The organism is Salinicoccus siamensis (assembly GCF_055391965.1).
In genome coordinates this window covers 1,228,707-1,248,414 of sequence record NZ_AP043765.1, presented here as the reverse complement: position 1 = coordinate 1,248,414, position 19,708 = coordinate 1,228,707, and the positions used below count along the sequence as shown (strand labels likewise).

At 40.1% G+C, this 19,708-nt stretch carries 20 protein-coding genes and 2 pseudogenes; 11 read left to right on the top strand and 11 right to left on the bottom strand.

The window, feature by feature from the left end:
- Positions 1-90: 90 nt before the first annotated feature.
- Together ACZ5LF_RS06505 and ACZ5LF_RS06500 are read left to right on the top strand one after the other, a co-directional pair.
- A complete protein-coding gene (locus tag ACZ5LF_RS06505; RefSeq protein WP_380570573.1) occupies positions 91-357 on the top strand; it encodes a hypothetical protein in 267 nt (88 codons plus the stop codon).
- 75 nt (positions 358-432) lie between these two features.
- The gene (locus ACZ5LF_RS06500; RefSeq protein ID WP_380570572.1) at positions 433-660 is read left to right on the top strand and encodes a hypothetical protein; all 228 of its coding nucleotides are present in this window, start codon (positions 433-435) and stop codon (positions 658-660) included.
- A 258-nt stretch (positions 661-918) separates the two neighbouring features.
- On the opposite strand, the gene ACZ5LF_RS06495 is transcribed toward ACZ5LF_RS06500, so the two are convergent.
- Positions 919-1,095: a hypothetical protein gene (locus ACZ5LF_RS06495; RefSeq protein ID WP_380570571.1), complete on the bottom strand. Its 177-nt coding sequence runs from the start codon at positions 1,093-1,095 to the stop codon at positions 919-921.
- Positions 1,096-1,199: 104 nt separating this feature from the next.
- Between ACZ5LF_RS06495 and ACZ5LF_RS06490 the strand changes: the two genes are divergently transcribed.
- Together ACZ5LF_RS06490 and ACZ5LF_RS06485 are read left to right on the top strand one after the other, a co-directional pair.
- Entirely contained in the window at positions 1,200-1,358 is a 159-nt protein-coding gene (locus tag ACZ5LF_RS06490; RefSeq protein WP_380570570.1) for a hypothetical protein, read from the top strand.
- Positions 1,359-1,429: 71 nt separating this feature from the next.
- Entirely contained in the window at positions 1,430-1,849 is a 420-nt protein-coding gene (locus ACZ5LF_RS06485) for a hypothetical protein (protein ID WP_380710139.1), read from the top strand.
- On the opposite strand, the gene istB is transcribed toward ACZ5LF_RS06485, so the two are convergent.
- Both istB and istA read right to left on the bottom strand, forming a co-directional pair.
- Positions 1,820-2,593, bottom strand: a complete 774-nt coding sequence (istB, locus tag ACZ5LF_RS06480) for an IS21-like element helper ATPase IstB (protein ID WP_380709892.1) — start codon at positions 2,591-2,593, stop codon at positions 1,820-1,822. The genes ACZ5LF_RS06485 and istB overlap by 30 nt on opposite strands.
- Position 2,594: 1 nt before the next feature.
- Complete coding sequence (gene istA / locus ACZ5LF_RS06475; RefSeq protein WP_380572289.1) at positions 2,595-4,133, bottom strand: IS21 family transposase; 1,539 nt, start codon at positions 4,131-4,133, stop codon at positions 2,595-2,597.
- Positions 4,134-4,753: 620 nt separating this feature from the next.
- Here istA and ACZ5LF_RS06470 point away from each other — a divergent pair.
- From ACZ5LF_RS06470 to ACZ5LF_RS06460, 3 genes are all read left to right on the top strand, one after another.
- Complete coding sequence (locus ACZ5LF_RS06470; protein WP_380570608.1) at positions 4,754-5,383, top strand: phospholipase D family protein; 630 nt, start codon at positions 4,754-4,756, stop codon at positions 5,381-5,383.
- Positions 5,384-5,414: 31 nt separating this feature from the next.
- Positions 5,415-6,534 (top strand): IS3 family transposase gene (locus ACZ5LF_RS06465; protein ID WP_239416372.1). Its coding sequence is split into 2 segments (ribosomal slippage): positions 5,415-5,683 and positions 5,682-6,534, totalling 1,122 coding nucleotides; the frame shifts between segments, so codons are not numbered across the junction.
- Positions 6,535-6,698: 164 nt separating this feature from the next.
- Complete coding sequence (locus tag ACZ5LF_RS06460; RefSeq protein ID WP_380569747.1) at positions 6,699-7,187, top strand: MutS-related protein; 489 nt, start codon at positions 6,699-6,701, stop codon at positions 7,185-7,187.
- A gap of 755 nt (positions 7,188-7,942) precedes the next feature.
- Here ACZ5LF_RS06460 and ACZ5LF_RS06455 read toward each other — a convergent pair.
- Positions 7,943-9,139, bottom strand: a complete 1,197-nt coding sequence (locus tag ACZ5LF_RS06455) for an SLC5/6 family protein (RefSeq protein WP_380710133.1) — start codon at positions 9,137-9,139, stop codon at positions 7,943-7,945.
- Positions 9,060-10,214 (bottom strand): hypothetical protein, encoded by a 1,155-nt coding sequence (locus ACZ5LF_RS06450; RefSeq protein ID WP_380569749.1) that lies wholly within the window; start codon positions 10,212-10,214, stop codon positions 9,060-9,062. Before ACZ5LF_RS06450 ends, ACZ5LF_RS06455 begins: the two co-directional genes overlap by 80 nt.
- Positions 10,215-10,557: 343 nt before the next feature.
- Here ACZ5LF_RS06450 and ACZ5LF_RS06445 point away from each other — a divergent pair, with 343 nt between their 5' ends.
- Entirely contained in the window at positions 10,558-11,343 is a 786-nt protein-coding gene (locus ACZ5LF_RS06445) for an SDR family oxidoreductase (RefSeq protein ID WP_380569750.1), read from the top strand.
- A gap of 82 nt (positions 11,344-11,425) precedes the next feature.
- Here ACZ5LF_RS06445 and ACZ5LF_RS06440 read toward each other — a convergent pair whose 3' ends face one another.
- On the bottom strand, positions 11,426-11,923 hold the full coding sequence (locus tag ACZ5LF_RS06440) for a DUF1648 domain-containing protein (RefSeq protein ID WP_380569751.1): 498 nt from the start codon (positions 11,921-11,923) through the stop codon (positions 11,426-11,428).
- Between the two features lie 66 nt (positions 11,924-11,989).
- Positions 11,990-12,292 (bottom strand): DNA-binding protein, encoded by a 303-nt coding sequence (locus ACZ5LF_RS06435; protein ID WP_380569752.1) that lies wholly within the window; start codon positions 12,290-12,292, stop codon positions 11,990-11,992.
- A gap of 712 nt (positions 12,293-13,004) precedes the next feature.
- Here ACZ5LF_RS06435 and ACZ5LF_RS06430 point away from each other — a divergent pair.
- The 3 genes and pseudogenes from ACZ5LF_RS06430 (at position 13,005) to ACZ5LF_RS06420 (ending at position 15,379) form a co-directional block, all read left to right on the top strand.
- Positions 13,005-14,255 (top strand): amidohydrolase family protein, encoded by a 1,251-nt coding sequence (locus ACZ5LF_RS06430; RefSeq protein ID WP_380569753.1) that lies wholly within the window; start codon positions 13,005-13,007, stop codon positions 14,253-14,255.
- A gap of 134 nt (positions 14,256-14,389) precedes the next feature.
- Positions 14,390-14,698, top strand: a pseudogene (locus tag ACZ5LF_RS06425) (DUF1348 family protein); the annotation flags it as partial.
- Between the two features lie 33 nt (positions 14,699-14,731).
- The gene (locus ACZ5LF_RS06420; RefSeq protein ID WP_380569755.1) at positions 14,732-15,379 is read left to right on the top strand and encodes an ABC transporter permease; all 648 of its coding nucleotides are present in this window, start codon (positions 14,732-14,734) and stop codon (positions 15,377-15,379) included.
- Positions 15,380-15,736: 357 nt separating this feature from the next.
- Here ACZ5LF_RS06420 and ACZ5LF_RS06415 read toward each other — a convergent pair.
- The 4 genes and pseudogenes from ACZ5LF_RS06415 to ACZ5LF_RS06400 all read right to left on the bottom strand — a co-directional run.
- Positions 15,737-16,100: pseudogene (locus ACZ5LF_RS06415) on the bottom strand (IS30 family transposase); the annotation flags it as partial.
- A gap of 580 nt (positions 16,101-16,680) precedes the next feature.
- Positions 16,681-17,628 carry a lipoyl synthase gene (gene lipA / locus ACZ5LF_RS06410; protein ID WP_380569754.1) on the bottom strand — a complete coding sequence of 316 codons (948 nt, stop codon included), beginning with the start codon at positions 17,626-17,628 and terminating at the stop codon, positions 16,681-16,683.
- A gap of 45 nt (positions 17,629-17,673) precedes the next feature.
- Positions 17,674-18,486, bottom strand: coding sequence for a lipoate--protein ligase family protein (locus ACZ5LF_RS06405; RefSeq protein ID WP_380569756.1), 813 nt, complete (start codon positions 18,484-18,486; stop codon positions 17,674-17,676).
- A gap of 150 nt (positions 18,487-18,636) precedes the next feature.
- The gene (locus tag ACZ5LF_RS06400) at positions 18,637-19,596 is read right to left on the bottom strand and encodes an IS30 family transposase (RefSeq protein ID WP_380710055.1); all 960 of its coding nucleotides are present in this window, start codon (positions 19,594-19,596) and stop codon (positions 18,637-18,639) included.
- Positions 19,597-19,708: the final 112 nt, after the last annotated feature.

Genomic DNA, 19,708 nt, shown 5'->3' with positions numbered 1-19,708 from the left:
TCTCTTCCTTATAATGTTAAAGAGATTTAAAGGAGAGACTAAATATTTGCCGAATAAGAAGTTGTATGAATATGAAAAAGGAGCGATGAAATGGAAGAAAAACCATCAGAAAACTTCTTGATGAACGAAGCAACCCAGATTATAAGAGAAATGAAAGGCGAAGGCCAGCTTCTTATTACTGCTTGTGTCCTCCAGGCGGATGGCGACAGACACATCACTGTCTCTGATATAGCCTCCCTCGACGAATCCCCCATCACCTATATCTACTCGATAATCCTCTATGAAGATGACCCCGACGTCCAGGAATTCTTTATTCGGCATAAGCGACTGATCGAAAATGGCTTTTACGATGATTGATTCCAAACTTTTTATTATTCCATGACACCAAAACGCCTCCTTATCACGATTATAAGATAAGGAGGCGAAGTTTTTATGTATATTTATCAGCGAATCAGTTATGACGGAAGCAACTGGCGCAGCAAGAGTATCGATACGGAGAGCCTGTTTGACGAGGATCCGTATCGGAATCAAACGCTACCCGGCAAAGAAGTACGGTTCACCCACGAACCGGTGAACGGGGACTACGATAGGTTGTGTGAGGCGTTATCTGGTGAGGTAGCCATTTCTATATACCCCGAGACACAATCGGAAGAAGGATAAAAAGGGTGAATCTTTGGTGTGATTCACAAAAAAAGAGACAAGTGCAAATGCACTTGTCTCCTCAGGCTGTTGAGAAACTTTTCTTTTTAAGATATCGCATTATGAACGATCTGTTTCTGATTGACAGTCTTTACATATTCCATTGTGACCATCTGGTTTCGTTTTATTTCGATGAAAGTCTGACAAACTTTTTTCCTTACCGCATTTTTGACATACTTTTCTGACAGTAGATTTCATTTTACTATCCCTCCTTTTGTATTAGTCCCAACCTTTTTCACCTTTATATTTAACAGCTTTTTCTCTATTAATATTAGCTTGCTCTCGAGCCCAATCTTCTTTCTTGTTATTTCCGTTTTTTGCATATGTTTTTGCTGATTTATCAAATTGGTTTGCTCTATGTTTAAACATTTCTTCTTTATTTTTGAAAAAACCCACTAAGTCACCCCTCCCTATATATCATCTTATAAATATAGTGTACTTCAATCTATATAAATAATATACTTAATATATAAAAAATTCCAAAAAAGAGGAGTGATAAGATGATAGTAGATGATGTATTAGAAACAATGAATGATGCGGAAAATGCTTTAGAAAAAATTTATGAAAGGATTGGTGAGATAGAAAAAACGAAAATAATATTAACGTTGAAAGTCGCGACGAAGCGTACACAGATATTGTTGAAGTCATACCTGAATTAGTAGAAATACTAGATGAAAGATGTAAAACACTAGATGCAAAGATTGACGATCTAAATAAAAATGAAGACTCTATGACTCCAGATGTTTACGACATAATTTCAGAGACTTATGATAAAGCATATACTTCTATACTAAACGTTCAATCTAAGTTAATAGAAATACAAAGTGAATGCTCAATAAAACTAAGCGAAGGTTATGCTGAACAACTTGAAGAAGTTGAATCAGAAGTTGAAGCTAATGAAGGAGTCACAGTGGGTAAGCTTGCTAAAGGCTTAAGAGACGCAACCTGGAACGGTGTCAAAAAAGGAATTAGTGCCGCTTGGAATAATAGAGATAAAGCAAAACAATTTATTTATGAAGAAGGACAAAAATCTCAAGATAAAATCATATTACAAAAAGAATGTAACCGTCAAGTAGAACTCAACACTTTATCCCAAATAAGATTCAACAGTTCATCCAAATTAAGACTCAACACTTTTTTCTTCAAATAACGCTCTTCTGTATTTCATTCTGATACTGTCTTGATTCTCATCGAAGGTAATGATTTCACTTCGATGAAGGAGGCGATCTAAGATCGCCGTGGTCAGTGTCGTGTCTCCCAAAAATTTTCCCCATTCGTTAGGCCCCTTATTCGATGTTAAGATGAACGCTGTTTTGTCATACATATCATAGATAAACTGAAAAAACAGTTGGGCATCCTGCGGTTCATAAGCCATATACATGATGTCATCGATAATAATTAAATCTGAAGATTCCATACGTTTATATCTGGTTTTTGACTTACTGAGATATTCTCGTGTTTTAAGGATATAGACCAGATGATCCATCGGTATAAACGTTACCTGGTAGCCTTCATTGACAGCGTGAATACCGAGACCGGTGGAAAGATGGGTCTTACCTACGCCAGGCGGTCCCATCATAATTAATGTAAAATGGTCTTCAATCCAGGATAGCTCCTTTAATACATTCAGTTGCTTGTCCCCAATCGCTGATTGTTCAGACAGTTTAAATTGCTCTAATGTTAAGTGTTGCGGAAACTCTGCCCATTTCATCAATTTAATCCGGTTCTTTTCTTCCCGACAGTCCAGTTCATACCCGAGGATCTGATCCATCAATTCATAGTACGTCCAATTCTGTGACTCTGCCATCCGAAGCATATTCGGCAGCTCTTTTGCGGTTTCTGCCAACCGGAGGGTGCGACATTTCTGTTGTAAGTCATCATAAGTGTTCGTCATTTCATTGACCGCCCTGAAGGACTTTTAAATAGATATCTGGTTGACGCGCGGGGGCAGTCATATCTTTGTACTTCTCATTAATGACAGGCTGCTTAGCCCTGTGTTTACCGTGTTGAATGTCCAATGAAATCGCAATATCTCTGAGATCATTCGCACTGGTCAATCTCAACCGGTTTAATTCTTTCACCGCATCATTAATATGTTGTGGATATTGCTTGGCGGACTGGAGTACAATTTTCAATTGATCAATCGTATGTCTCGGATAATGTGTATGCAAGGTCCGAATCAATCCGTCGGCCAGTTCTGGATCATCCAAAACTTTAAACACTTGTGCGACCAGTTGGTCTCTTTTCGTTTGAGACCGATGTCGATGACCAGGGTCTGTAATCACCTGACCTTTAATGTCAGACACTGTATGTACCGCAATCGAATCACCCGTTGGATGAAGCGAAATACTCAATTTTCCATCTGTGACAGAGACATACGCAATGTTTTCATTTCCACTTTGATACGTCCCGAGAGGCACACTATATCGGTTGCCTTCAAAGCGAATGACATTGTCTTTATGAATCGTTCTTGTTATATTAATAGATGAAATGTTGTCAAAATGATATTTCCCAGAGACCGTTTGAAGATGCTGCTTTTCGAGGGCGTGCACTTCAAAGGGTCTTTTCTTTATATTGTGATGGACTTTATAATTCCCCGTTCTTTTTAGCCACTTCAAAGCGTCCTGCTGCCATGTATTCAAGTTGTCGAAGATGCGATGTTTGGCAAAATTGTTTTTTACATATTTAATCACTTGTTCGATTTTACCCTTTGATTCCGGATCACTTTTTCGACAGAGTTCGACTTTAAACCGTCTAAATTGATGGTATTTCGTAAATGATTCGGTCAGGATTAAATCGCCCGCATTCTCACTCACCGCCAGTAAACGGTCCTGATCATAGACAATCTCCTCAGTCATCCCGCCAAAATAATGAAATGCATTTTCCTGTATTCTAATTAAATCACTGGTCCGAAACGGTCGGTCTAACCATTCCACATACTTAAACCGGGAATGCGATAAGATGAATCCGGTGACATACAATTTCTGTCGCCCGCCTGACGATGTGTCCACGATAATCTCTCCAAAATCGACTTGTATTTGCTGACCGGGTGGAAGCTCATCCACCGCACCGTATATTCGATTCGCTGCCACTTTCGGGATGTGATAGTGTTCCCTTAAGTGATTGACGTAGTTTCGGACTGTATTTTCAGCCAAGGATTGAATATCAAATTTATCTTGCAGCCAATCGTATATTTGCGCACTGGTCACATCTGGATGTTCTTTTAACCATGTGAGTATTTCACTTCTGTAAGGATCCAGTTTTTTCGTTCTGTTTTGTAAGGATGCCATAAAGTCAGCGAATGCATCGGGTGTCATATTCAAATAATCAATGACTCTATTTCTTGATATGTTTAATTTCTTTGCGATTTTACTATTTGAAAACCCCATATTTTTTAATCGGTGTATCTCTTGATAAATCATCCATTTTTCCACTCCATGTTCTCTCCCTTTCAATATACTCTGTCTCAGTATACCGAAAAGTGATTTCTAGTTTGTAAATTGTTGTGTCTTATTTGGAGAGAGCTGTTGAGTCTTAATTGTGGAAAACTGTTGAGTCTAGTTTAGCAGTTACAAAGAAAAAGCTGAGAATGATATTAAAAGAGATTCTTTAGAGAAAACAAAACAAAAAGGACAAAAAATACTTAACAAAAAGAAAAATGGAGAATCTATATCTATATATGAAGCATCTTATTTTAAAGCTGCTGAAGATAAACTCAAAAATTAAACAAAGAAAAATATATACAGTAAGGTTTAGGCACATTTTCATAGGGTGGCGAAGATAAAAAAGAAAGCAAAAAACGTGCGCTCGCAGCATTCTACGGAAGAAACCGAGGAGATGAAGTTTTCACTCAATCGTGGAGGGAAGGGATTAGCGATGTTGTAAGATATATTCAATCATTCTTTGCTCAAAGAAACGAATACTATACTGGCATCCGGCGAGAAGTGGTTATGGAGTCTTTGTTTGGGTTTCGGTGAAAAGAAAAAAGATAAAAAATCTCTAATGAGATAGCTACGATACAATGAACGTGACAAATGGGTAAAGGGGGCTTTGTATGAGCATAGATTTAATGGACAAAGACTTTGGTAGTAAATTTCACATAGAATTGAGCACCACAAACGAAACTCTTCGTATAATGTCTCCTTTCATAAGTTACAAAACTGCTAGTTACTTAGCCAACTGTTTAAAAAACAAGAGCATGGATTGTACCATCATTACTCGGTTTAACCGTGAAGAATTTCTCCAAGGCGCTAACAGTCTCGAAGGGATAGAAGCATTACTAAAATCAGGAGCGTCCGTGTATGCGCTCCAACACCTTCACAGTAAACTTTATATCTTTGACGATAGAAGCGCTATATTAGGTTCAGCAAATTTTTCGATGAATGGGTTTTTTAAGAACCACGAATTAGGAATTTTTGTTAAAGAAGAAGAAGCCTTTGTCGGAAATATAGTCGAATACGCCAATCAACTTCTCGATTCTATTAAATATGCCGGCGACTTTGAAGTGACTCAAGATAGAATTGATGAAGAGAAGAAACAAATAAGTGAACTAATCTCCAAGAGAACTTCAAAAAGTACTGATTATAAAAACACTCATAGATGGGGAGCGATTATTAATCAAGATGAAAATGAGCGAGAAAAAAAGAAGATATATGGTGATAATATAATGGACCCAGGATTTTAGACGCGAAAGAAGGAGATGTTAAGGTAGGTATATGAAACGTAAAAGATATACACCCGAATTCAAATCCCAAGTTGTGTTGGAAGTCTTGAAGGAAGAAAAAACAATGAACCAGATCGCTTCGGAACGTGGCGTCCATGTGAACCAGCTGCATAATTGGAAAAAGCAGTTCCTACAGGAGATGCCACAGATTTTTGACAGCCAATCCAAAGATCTGGACAGAATGAAAGCCGACTATGAAGAGAAGCTAGAAAGCCTCTATGCGGAAGTCGGAAAACTCACCACGCAATTGTCGTGGGTCAAAAAAAAATCTGGCATCTACCACGACTAGACAGGAACGCATGGAAATGGTGGACTGGGCAGCCACTGATTTTCCCATTTCGGAACAAGCCAGACTACTGAGTCTCAATCGATCCAGTCTCTACTACAAACCGGTGACGCCCTCACCGGAAGAGGTAGCCATCAAACACCGGATTGATGAGCTCTATACCCGATTTCCATTCTATGGATCACGCCGGATTACCGAAAAACTGAAACATGAAGGCATCGCCATCAACCGTAAGCGGGTCCAGCGGCATATGCGGGAAATGGGCATACAGGCCATCTATCCAGGGCCCAACCTGAGCAAGCGCAATCTGCAGCACCGTATCTATCCCTATCTGTTGAAAGGTCTGCCCATCACCCGTCCCAATCAGGTGTGGAGTATTGATATTACATATATCCGACTTCAGAATCACTGGGTGTATCTCACCGCCGTCATCGACTGGTATTCCCGCTATATCATCAGCTGGGAACTGGACCAAACACTGGAAATGGACTTTGTTCTGGATACTGTGCAACGGGCACTGGCAAGTGGGACGCCCGAAATATTCAACAGCGACCAGGGCAGTCATTTCACCAGTCCTAGATACATCGAGCTCTTGAAATCACAGCCGGGCATCCAGATCAGTATGGACAGCAGAGGGCGTGCATTGGATAACATCATGATTGAGCGTTTCTGGCGGAGTCTCAAGTATGAAGAGGTATATTTGAAGGACTATGGGACGCCAAGGGAGGCACGGCAGCATATCCGTGACTATATGGCATTCTACAACCACGAGCGCCTGCATCAGTCATTGGACTATCAGACACCAGGCACCATTCATATTCATTAGATGCGCCCCCGCTCCTCCTTGAACAATTATCTTTCCGATGTCAGAACCTATCAAGGGCAGTACGCCTTGACAGAACCTGATCTCGGAAAAGCGGGGAAGGAACAGAACTGAGGCCCCACCTTATTTTCATAAAATCCGTGTCTTGACAATGGGGTCCACTTTAGTTGCCTTATTACGCCATCCCGAATGTAGTGCGAGATGAAAGTGTAGTAACACACGACGTATATCATCCATTGATTACTGAACCCATCAGCAATTCAATTGATTTGAGACAAAATATCTTGCTCACCGGGTCGAATGCCTCCGGCAAATCCACTTTTATGAAATCATTGGCCGTGAATGTCATTCTGAGTAATGGCATCAATACCTCAACCAGTGGCTACTTTAAATACGTGCCTGGTAGAGTGTTGTCTTCAATGGATATTTCAGACAGTATCTCGGAAGGGGATAGTTATTTCATCAGTGAAATCAAATCATTGAAAAGAATAATCGAAGCCCTGAATGGCAGTAATGCTCATTTCTATTGCTTCATTGACGAGATATTCAAGGGGACGAATACGAAAGAACGCTTAGCAGCAGCAGAAGTACTGTTGAGATTTTTGAGTACGCATAAGAAAATTTCTTTAGTGGCAGCTACTCATGATATAGAATAGACAGACACATTGCGTAATGAAATGGCGATGTATCACTTTTCTGAAGTGCTAGAAGACAGTGATATATTCTTTGATTATCAAATTAAAAATGGTCCAGCCCAAACATCCAATGCGCTGGAGCTGCTCAGAATATTCAACTTTCCAAAATCGATTTATAAGGAGTCTAAACGACTTATAGAACAGTCCTATTAAGATGTAGTTTTTTAAGTTGACTCATAGTTGTAAAATACTGTCTGAAAAACACAATCCCCTAAGCCATATCTAAGGTTAGGGGATCGCTTATTTTTTAAAGTATCTGTAGTGTCTTCAGAAATTTCTGAGGACATGTTAGTTCCATTATAGCTGTGACCACATATATCCTATATTAGGAGAAGCAAGGTAAAATCACAAAACTGAACCTAATGTATAATTATTTAGAAAATACCCAGAGCATATTTAAGATTAACATTATTTTGGCCATGCTAGGTAGACAGCGAATATAATAAGCATAATTCCAAGCGCTATTGAAATTTTATATAGTGAATTGTATTTTCTGCGAGAAATACCTGACACAGTCAAGTATACACCGATTAGGAATGAAAAAATCATTATATAGAATCCCATTCTTTACATTCCTTCCTGAGAATATTTTAGAACTTGTAATAGTAGGCTTCATTCAAGGTTTGAACTGCTGTATGATAACAGTGTTAAAGCTTTAAACATAAGAAGTATTAGCTATCTAGAAACTAGACAAAATCACACTAAATAATGAATAGTTATTCCTCACTGGCTTCTTGTGAACGCAGGCGATGTCGATAGCCATATGTGCTTTCCTTCATTATATTTTCGTCTTGAACACCCGCTCCGATTGCAGCTACAACTGTTGAAAGTGATGTGGCGAACCATGCTAGCTTAAGGTAAAAGCGGATGTCTATCTGTTCTAATCCAATATTCCTTATTATAAAGTCAGGTGGTAGTAGCACAAGGGAACCGGTCAGGAACATCAGATACAACACAGTGAAATAAAACACCAATGATATGATCAAAGTCACAACTGTCGCACCGTTATATAACTTCAAAAATCTTTTATCCTCACCTTCTTCTAGCCTTTCCCATAGATCATGGGAGATAATGATCCACACTAGCATACTGGCTAAAGCGAATATTGAAACAGCAATCATCCTCCAGATAGAGAACAAATCGCTTAGGCTCCACATAGTAGAAAAGACCATACTGAAGGAACCTGTCGCAAAAGCAAGTGCTACTACTGAGCTCAAAACCAACATCATGTTTAAAGGATTATTCGCCCAAGCCATTCCACTGATCAGTCGTAAATATCCCCGCAAATTATTCTTCATTTGATATATTGAATGCTCGGAATCGGTGGCATCGTTATGACTTTTCTCATAATGAAGTTTATTGAATTTAAAGTATCGGTTGAATATCCTTTTCAAATTCCTACGATTCTCTTCATTTGAATCGGTGGATTCCTTGTCATTTTTTGCCTGGACCGAAGTGATCAGGGTCACAATGGTTTCGAGAACACTCTGTTTGTTAGGAGGCCAACCATAGGCGGGCAAAGACACCAATCCAACCTCAGTGGCTTCATTTATATCTATGCCGATAATACTCTCGTTATGGTATAACGGGAGATCTGTGATGAAGATAGTATAATCCCAATCACTATCTTGGTAATATTGATCTGTTTTCTGAAACAACTCCTTCGTCAGCTCTGCATAACTCGTAAGTGGGTCTACATGGACGCCGACTTCCCATTCATGATCGTCTTCAAATTCCTCGGAAAGCACCTCCGGCAATTCTTCTTTTATTTTTCTCGCAAGTTCATCTGGCGCACCTGGCGCTGCGACGATGCCAACATATCTATTGCTCATATCAATCATCCTCTGACTTATCATGAGTTTGTTTTGTGCCTGCATGCTCTTCGGTCTGTTCTTCTTTTGTAGTTTCTTCATTTTCTTCTTCTATTTGCTTATATCGGTACATTTGTCTGTAGGAATACGTCACATTCTGAATCGTTCCTTCATCTTCGACAGTGGAGCCCAAGGCACCTGCTAGGACTCCTACAGAGGCAGAAAACCATACCAGATTTAAATAATCCGTCCATTCCACATCAGGTTCAATCCTAGTCCAGTTTTCAAAAAGTCCCATTGGCACAAATACGATAACCGATATTATGAGCAATAGGTAGACGACCAAGTAGTTTACGATTGTAATGAACAACAAGGTGGCCATTGTGGTGAAGTTATATAGATGACGGTATGACCGCTGATTTTTACTGGAAACCAATTCCCATAGATCATGTGCATATATCAGCCATCCAACAACACCAAATATCGCAATGAATGTCAGCATCATAAATCGCCACAAGGAATAATCCAGGCTCAATTCCCAAGGTATAGAAAAAATGGAAATGTATGTGCCCGTGGCAAATGATAATGCGACGATGGTCTTGAGGTTATTTAAGGCCGTCCATGGCTCGTTCATCAACGTCATGCCTGCAACAAGTTTACTCCACCCGGCTACCGTCGATTTCCGTATGTACCGCTTATTGCTCACCTCATCTTCAGAAGTCGACACTTCAGTGATCTGATTGATGAAGCTCAAGCGTATGCCCTCAGGTGTTTCAGATAAATCTTTGCGGTGCAGCCATGTAATGTGATGCATTAGTAGATTCTGCAGTTTTTTCTTAACCCTAATGGCGCCAAGTGACGGTACTGAAAGCAGTGATATCGTCTGTTCATAATTCACTTCTGAAACGACGATCTTATTACTGGATATACTGGGGAGGTCACTGATTGCGATTGCCAAGTCCCATTGGTTATCCTCTCGGATGGCTTCCGCTTTTTCGAATGTCTGATCGATGAACTCGGCGGAAGCGGCTAATGGATTGGTCTGATAATCGAATTGCCAATCGACTTTGTCATCAATGTGTTTACTGGATAGTTCGCTCAAATCTTCTAGCATATCTTTTATTAACTCTTCCGGAAGACCGGGGGCGGTGATGAGACCCACGACAACTTTTTCCACCAGCTCACTCCTTTCATTAGAATGCATAATATAGAAAGATAATGATGGGTATTTAAAATATTGACCATCTTTATTATAGAATAATATTCCTTACCATTAATCACTTAGAGATCTTTGCTGATAATATGAGTTTTAACATATCAAAAGCAAAATATGATTTTACGGATAAAGAAATTTGTATTTATAAGACTATTATACCCATGCAGCTGAAATATAATTCAAATAGTATATAATTGGAGAGACAAATCTGGAATGCAATCTGTTGGGGAGCGACACAAGCGTTTATGAAGATACCGACAGGGAAGATTAAAACTATTAATAGAAAATGAGGGGGCAATTAAGAGTGGTTAAGACAATCATGATTACAGGTGCAGGATCAGGTTTAGGGAAAGGCACAGCGATTGGACTGGCGCGCGAAGGTCACACGGTCATTGCCACTGTTGAAAAAGAGGAACAGATTGGAGGATTGCGTGAAGAAGGACAGGAAGCGGGTGTAGATCTTGAAGTCTTCAAGATGGACATCACAGATGCCCATGACCGCGAAGCCATGAAAAGATATGACTATGATATATTCGTAGCCAATGCAGCAATCAATGAAGGTGGGCCGATATGGGAGATGCCGATGGCTGACATTAGACGATTATATGAAATCAATGTATTCGGCACACTAGAAACCGTTCGTATCGCAGCTGAACATTTCGTAGAGAAGCGGCAGGGTAAAATCATTTTCATATCGTCAAAAGCAGAAAAGATGAGCTCTGCCTATAAAGGACTCTATTCATCCTCGAAGCACGCCATCGGTGCCATAGCGAAAGCGCTGAAGCAGGAGATGGAGGAGTTCAATGTCAAAGTTGCCACTATTAACCCCGGTAGATTCGGCACAGGCTTCAATGACCGTGCAGTCGCAGCAAACTGGAAGTGGTACGACGAGGAGGAACACCACACTTCGAAAGATAAGTTGGAAGCAAGCGGGGATAGTCTGAACCATCAGATGGATCCGCAGCTGATGATCGATAAGATGGTGGGGATCATTCCAAAAGAGCATCATAAATTCAGGGTCGTCTATCCGGAAGATACGGCAGAAGATATGCGTAAAGAAGAGCAGAAAGACTGGGAGACTGAGATTTAGAATAATAGTTTACTAGACGTATAAAGGAGTCGGAAAAATATTTACCGACTTCTTTTTTATTATGAGGTATTTTAATCATTTATTATTTTATTTTGAAGCGCTCGATCATTTTCCATGCTATCGGTCCCAGTACAAACAAAAGAATCAAGGGCATTAGAAGTACGCCGAATGTAGATGAGCCGGTAAGTCCGTGGTTAGTAATCTCGATATATAGAATTGCAAATACGATCAGCGTCCCATTTGTTGTTAAATTAAGTAATAGTCTGTTATTCAAATAGAACTCCCTGACATTAGATGCGTCCATACGTTTTGGATAATTATGCATTTCCGGAAATCGGTCCAACGCCTTGAGTCCCGGTACCAAGAGCAGTGGTATGACGATGAGGACAATCATTTCATACTTCGACCCATATCTATCGACCTCACCATCTGCTCCAAAGTGAGCAGGTACTTCTGCAGGTAGGGAAGAGAATGTGATGATCACATAGATTAGGGATCCGATGAAAAAACCATAGCCTATGATATTTGCGATCTTTTCAGTCAAAGTCTTAGGTATGTCAATTTTTGGTCTTTCTTTCATGTTAATTACCTTTCAGCAGATTTAATGTAGTGGCCCAGAAACATCCGTTATCATTTGATACCTATTTTACGATTTATATATTTCGGTTGAAGAGAGCCAATTTAAAAAATGTTTGTATGGATAATACGTTGTGCCGTTTAAGATTATTTTAGGCGCATTTGGATGCTTTTCTAATAAGTCATTGATTTCTTCCTTATCTAAACTAAAATATATTGGCAAATCTTCTTCTTTTATAAAATTAGTAGCGGGATGCTCACTATCAGGATTGCCAATATTCTTAAGGCCATCACCAATAAAATATCCCATAAAACCCAATCCAACTGCCAAAATAATCATACTTACTACTAATCCAGATAATTCTATTTGCATTTCGCTTACTACCTCTCATTCTATTATAATTATTTTATTTCGGAATCCTGGCCATCACCAAATAAGAAGCCTAATCCGATCGCAAAAGTTAGTGTGTTAATGAGTGCTAATGAAATGGATATAAACTTTTTCATGGCCGACCGCCTTTAATAAAATTATTCTCAGATGTCACCACTTAAATTGAAAATATAACAAAATGAATATTATATAATCGTGCTTTCAATTTTATGGTTTCCCACTTACATTTTAGACAAGTCTCTTGTTCTTCTTTTGAAAAGTATAGTGCGTGCAATATGCCTACTTTGCCAAATATCTAAATGTTTAGATATTATGTTATACTTATAGTGTACCAAATAATTATAAAGGAAGAGATAAATTTTGGAACACGCTATATTTATCATCGCGCTTTCTTCTCTTAGCCTTGCGGTACTATTGATGGGAGTAAACATCACTAGAGTAGGGCTTATGCCTGCTTTTTCGATCAAGACGCGATTGGCGCAAGTATCTCTCGGCTTAATGGGTGTCTATGCCATATTCTTTATAATATTTCTCGTAATGGTAAATTGAAGGTGTAAGGCGTTTTGCGAGAAGAAATAGCATATATAAATCAGTCATAAACTCACAGTGGTATCGTCCATATTTATCACAACTATAGTCTTATATTTAATACATAAAACTAGGAAGTTCACATAAACAAAGGGGAACAGTATCTATGATTAAAGTAAAGAACGTCAACTGGATCGATCTGGATAAAGGGACCATTGAAGTCAAGGATGTGGAATTGCGATCAGGTGATGATAAAGAAATAGATGGTACACAAAAATACCTGATGCCTGGCTTGGTGGATATGCATACTCACATTACACCTGTCAGTGCGAAGCATTATTTGGCGAGTGGTGTGACTTCAGTAAGAAATACCGGTGGCAACTATGAACTTATCCAGATGATGGATGATGTCGCACCGCATGTATACGCGACTTATCGTTTCATCGACGGCGATCCTGGTCTGTGGGGGCCGACTTCCTATGGCAATGTTTCCACCAATGACATCAATACGGCACTGGAGACTGTCGAGGAGCTGTATAACCAAGATGCGAAGTTCATCAAAGTGTATGGCAACATCCAAGAAGATGTTTTGGATGCTGTGGTAAAAAGGGGAGACACACTTGGTCTTGAGGTTGCAGCTGATCTGCTACATTCCAAGTCCATCGACGCGATGAAAGCAACAGAGTATGGCGTGAAGTGGCTTGAACATGCATCGAGCATCGTGCAACACCTTTTTCCCAGATATCATAGTCAACTATCAGATGATGAGTTTGATGAAATCACCAGCAAACCAGTAGATACGGATAGGCTGAATGATTTATTGTCATACCTACTTGAAAATGGAATGAAGTTGGTGCCGACATTGACCCTGTACCGTCACTTGGTAGAAGGACGCACATACAGTCCTCCTGAATTGATAACATCGAAGCAGATGAAACTGTTTGAAGCGGATGAGCAATTATCTATAAGTGCTCAGTTCGAAGCCATTGATGCGCAGCTTAGTGCAGAGTTCAAGAAGCGCCAAAAATGGGAGTATGATCAGGTGAAGCGGGTTATAGGTGAGTACCTTGAAATGGATGGCGAAGTGTATATCGGTACCGATGCACCTGCGGGAACGTGGGTGTATCCCGGGCTTAGTATGATTGAAGAGCTGAATGAATTTAAAAACTTTGGCTTGACTGAATTTGAGATATTGAGGAAGGCGACAATTGAAGCCAAAAAGATTGTAGGGGAAGACGATGGTTACATATTACTCAACCAAAATCCACTGGAAAATTTTGCGCATATCCTCGACATCGACGCCATTTTCTTGGCGGGAAAGATATTGATGTATGAGGATATCAAAAACCATCAAGTGGACAGCGATAGCATGATGAAGAAATTTGAGGAAATTGAGGAGATCTACAGACAACAGTAAACAAAACATACTGTCCCTTTAGAATACGTGTAAACTTCATGGCTAACTTAAAGTTATTACTAACTTTATATTACTTGAAGATATAGAAAAATCTGTATATGCTGAAGTAAATAGATCAGAAATGAGGAGATATAATGAGTAAACTTGTCCCTCTATTTACGCAAGAAACTGCCGTGCAGAAAGTCCGGATGGCTGAAGATAGTTGGAACAGTCGTAACCCGCATAAAGTGTCCCTCGCTTACACAGAGAATAGCCGCTGGCGGAACCGCACCGAATTCCCAACCGGTCGAGAAGAAATCGTAGAGTTCCTCGAAAGAAAATGAGCTAAGGAGCTCGACTATCGATTGATAAAGGAACTATGGTCATTTACCGACGACCGCCTTGCAGTGCGGTTTGCATATGAGTGGCATGACGATAACGGGAATTGGTTCCGATCATACGGAAATGAGAATTGGGAGTTTTCTTCAGATGGCTTGATGAAGCGACGCTTTCCATCCATCAACTTTGCCACATCGCTTCTCAACCTGTTTGCCATCATCATTGCAGGGGGCAGTGTGGCTAATGAATTCCGATGGGGCACAATCAAACAACTTTTGATACGGCCGATTTCGAGGGGGACCATATTATTATCAAAATATGTGGCCGTGTTAGTCTTCGTCTTATTGTCAGTGTTGAGCCTCTTGGGCGTCTCTTTTTTCATTGGTCTGATTATGTATGGGGTACCCGCCGTCAACCCAGACATATTGGTCAATCGGCCAGACGGTCTGGCAAGTAACGATATACTGTCCGAGATATTGCTTCAATCCGGATTTAAATTCATTAATATTATCATTCTAGCCACATTTGGGTTTATGCTTTCAAGTATTTTCCGAAGCAGCGCCCTAGCGATCGGCCTTTCGATGTTTATGATGTTCGCCGGGACAACCGCTGCGCAAGCGTTATCCCAATATGCATGGGCCAAGTATATTTTGTTTGCCAACACAGATTTATCTGTCTACTTCACTTCGTTTGGTCCAATCCGAGAGGAGATGACTATGGGATTCTCAGCTGCGGTGATTGTGGTTTATATGGTGATTTTCATCGCTGCCACATGGCTGGTGTTTAATAAACGAAATGTAGTATAACATAGAAAAGCAAAGCTCATTTCATAATATAATGCCTTTGCGATAGAATATACCCTAGAGGATGGGGCATCTAGCAAGGTGTTTTATAAGGATTTAAGGATTTATTGAGACTTTTAAAAAGTATTTGATAAAAGGAATATATAAGTGGTTGTGAGGCATGCCCCAAAAGTTGAAGTCAAAAATTCAACTTTTGGGGCACTTTAATATATGTGAAAGCCATTCAATAGAATCAAAGGTTGAAGGTTTGAATGAATGTTTAACTTTTGGATTACCCGATCAACTTAGTTCCAATTATTTAAGTTAGATTTTTTATAGTTTCGTTTGTCAAAATAAGCTAGACAGTTCTTTTTCACCCCATTAACTCAAAAAGACTTCCAGTGGCGCGCAGTAGTTCAGTGATTTTATTAGGATGTGGTTTCTTCTTGCAGAGACGGATGAGACAAAAGCCTGATTATCCGTATTAAAATCCATATCTTTGGCCAATCCATCCCTTCTGAGCAATCCATTAGAATGCTTGTTCAGTCTCTGCTGGGATGGTGTCCTTGGGTCGGCAAGGTAGACGGACAGGTCATTCCGATTGCTCATCGATTGCCAGTTGGAGAATTCCTTGCCACAGTCGAAAGTGATGGATTTGAATAGGTTTTTGGGCATCTCTTGACACCATGTATTGATGGTAAGCTCGACATCCTGCGCCGTTTCGGCCTTCTGGTTTTAGTGTGACACCTGCCGTTTTAAACGACTGTCACGACTGCGTTGAATTCACTGTATCATAATCGTTATGAAATCACTGAATAGGCTGGCAATGTACATCGTATCGACATAAATGATATTGGGTTATGCTGTGGAGGATCGCCGACAATGTTACGGGCTGAAGCTATCGGACAAGACACACTCAATTCGAAGTATTCACCAGATATGGAAAAGCATTTTTTATTTGGAAGAGATGAGACGTTAATAGATTATAACACGAAATATAGAGGGAAAGCATTATTATAATTACATCATTAGACTCCAAGCCTCCCTCAATTCAATTCTGTAAAGTGTTCTAAGAATAATAATATAGTCTCCTCATTTTCTTTAAAAAACCTTTGAGGGAACGAAGAAAAATATAAGGTCTGACATACTTTAGATGAACAGTACGTCAGACCTTATCAGTTTGGAATTTTTTTCTTCAAGAACACCTTAAAGGGTACAAGGTCTTTCAGAGCACGCCGGAAAAAGGAACTGGAACCACACACCGAAAGAGAATTCTTGACTTGTTGAAACAGAATAATTACAGGTGTTCATGATCACTATGTTTATCACCTGAATGTAAAGTCAACCTGGGAGTTTTCCTGGGCTTCATAACCTTTCATATAGTTAATACGACGCTGTGCTGATGTTTGATTGACTTGCTCATCTGCATGATAAGAAGAACGGACAAGTGGCCCAGACTCACAATGACGGAAACCTTTTGATAGTGCAATATGCTTTAACTCCGCAAATTCATCAGGATGATAATAACGCTCGACCCGCAAATGTTTTTTCGTCGGTTGTAAGTATTGACCAATTGTCATAATATTCACATCGTTTTCCAGTAAATCATCCATGGCCTCAATGATTTCTTCTTTCTCTTCTCCTAAGCCCACCATAATACTTGATTTCGTTGGTACGTCAGGAGCAATCTCTTTCACACGCTGAAGCAGGGTTAGTGATCTATCATACATTGCTCTAGCTCGTACTTTTTTAGTCAATCTTCTCACAGTCTCAATGTTGTGGTTAAAAATATCTGGTTCACTGCTCATTAAAGTATGTAAACTCTCGTAATCACCTTTCATATCAGAAGGTAAAATTTCGATGGTGCAACCAGGGTTTTTTCTGCGGATCGCCCGGACTGTCTCAGCAAAAACCGCCGCACCGCCATCTTTTAAATCATCTCGAGCGACGGCTGTAACAACCACGTGTTTCAACCCCATTATTTGTACAGAATCCGCGACACGTTCTGGTTCATTCCAATCTAATTCATTCGGCATTCCTGTTTTAACCGCACAGAATCGGCACCCACGTGTGCATGTATCACCAAGAATCATAAATGTAGCAGTTTTACGCTCGCTCCAACATTCATAAATATTTGGACATCTTGCTTCTTCACATACCGTATTTAATTTTTTATCTCGCATCAATTTCTTTAATCCTGAGTATGATCCATTAGTATTGATTTTAGTTTCTAGCCATTTAGGTTTACGCAGGTACTCTTCTTTTTTAGACATCGAAAGTACACTCCTTCAGTAGTTGATATATTGCAAGTAGTTGTTTTAATTCATAATTTGGGTCACGTATTTGCTTTTTGCCAATTGATTGATTTCATTCCACTGTGCATCGGTCAATGTCATCGGTTTAAACTTGACATCCAAGCCTGTTTGGAAGCCATGATAAAAAGCGTCCACTAACATATCGTATGTGTACTTTTGATTTGTAATCTCATTAATAGCGATGGCCTTTTCATAAAAAGAAGTACGCTTTTTCTCTCTCATTCTTTCAGACGGAAAAAGGAAAAGATCAAACAACATTTTTTCATTAATATTCATTGGAATTGAGCCATGTTGTAGTAAGACATTATCTTTGCGTACTTGAGCATTGCCTGAAAGTTTTTTATCATCAATAATTAGTTCATAGTAAGCAGCCTGTTCAAAACAAACCGATGATCTGCCTTTAATTATTTCTTCTCTCGATGGGTAAGCATAATCAGCTTGTATGCCCAAATTACGATACCCTTCTAAGATTCCTCTTGTTAAAATATGGTACGCTTCACGAACAGATGTGGGTATGAAGGGATGATCCTCCGTCACGACAATACTATAGGTTAGCTCATCATCATGAAGTACGGCGCTACCGCCCGTTAAACGCCGAACAAAATCGCAGTTATATCGCTCAAGTGCAGAAAAATCAATCCGTTTATCTACTCTTTGAAGTCTTCCTACGGATAGGCTGGGTGCTGACCAACCGTAAAATCTTAATGTAGGGGGGATAACTCCTCTACTATGCCAATTTAATAAAGCCTCATCAATCGCCATATTCGTAGCCGCATTGTTGTGTCCTGTATTCAAAAATCCCCATTCTTCTGGCATCATAATCCTCCTCCTTATTAGATCCAACCTAATTTTTTCAAGTGATAGAAAAAATACAGATATTTTCTTATTATTAAATTCCTTGAGTGAAAGTAAAGAAGTGGATCACAGTTTATTATAAAACAGTGATTTTTTTAATATTTTCGTTTGTCAAAATAAGCTAGACAGTTCCTTTTCACCCATGTAACTCAAAAAGACTTCCAATGGTGTCCGGTAGTTCAATGATTTTCTCGGTATGTGGTTTCTTCTTGAAGCGACAGACGAGACAAATATCTGATCGACCGTGTTGAAATCCATGTCTTTGGGCAGTCCATCCTTTCTGAGCAGGCCATTGGAATGTTCATTCAATCCCCGTTGAGACGGTGTCCCTGGGTCGGCAAAGTAGATGGACAGATCGTTCTGGTTGCTCATCGATTGCCAGTTGGAGAATTCCTTACCACAGTCGAAAGTGATGGACTTGAACAGGTTTCTGGGCATCTCTTGACACCACGTATTGATGGCAGACTCGATTGCCTGTGCCGTCCGGCCTTCAGGCTTCAAGGTGATAATGACCTTAGACAGGCGTTCAACCAGCGTGATGACGGCACTCTTGTGGCGGACACCGACGATGGTATCTCCCTCGAGATGGCCGAATTCTTCATTGAACGCCGGGTAGTCAGTTGTTCTTTCAGAGATGTTTCGCCTGAAGGCCTGTCTGCCCCGGCGTTCCTGATGGCCATTTGGTTTTCGCTTGCCTTGCATCGGCAGTGTGGCTACATCAAAGGTTTTTCGTTTGAACATTCGATACAGTGTACGGCCCGAGCAGTCAATTGGCATCTCCTGCCGACCGACGATCACATCCGGTGTCCAGCCTTGCGCCACCTGCTTTTCAACATGTTTCTGCTGATCGGTCGGTAGAACAATCCGTTTTCTACCACACCGGCTTTTGTTTTCCTTATAGCGCCGATAATACTCCAGCGCAGTGTGCCCGTCCTTGAGATATGCGATGACATTATGGACCGTCTGACGGGCACGCCCAATCCGTTTCGCAATCTGTGAAGTCGGGGTCTCTTGATGGAAATAGGCTTCTATGATTACTAGCTCGTCCGTGGTAATATGGGTGTAGGTCATGCGTGATCACTCCTATGATTTTCTTTGGTCGGAAAACTCATTTTGAGTGTATCACGCGTGACCCTTTTTAGGTGTCTAGCTTAATTTTACAATCGGCGTATTTATCAAATAA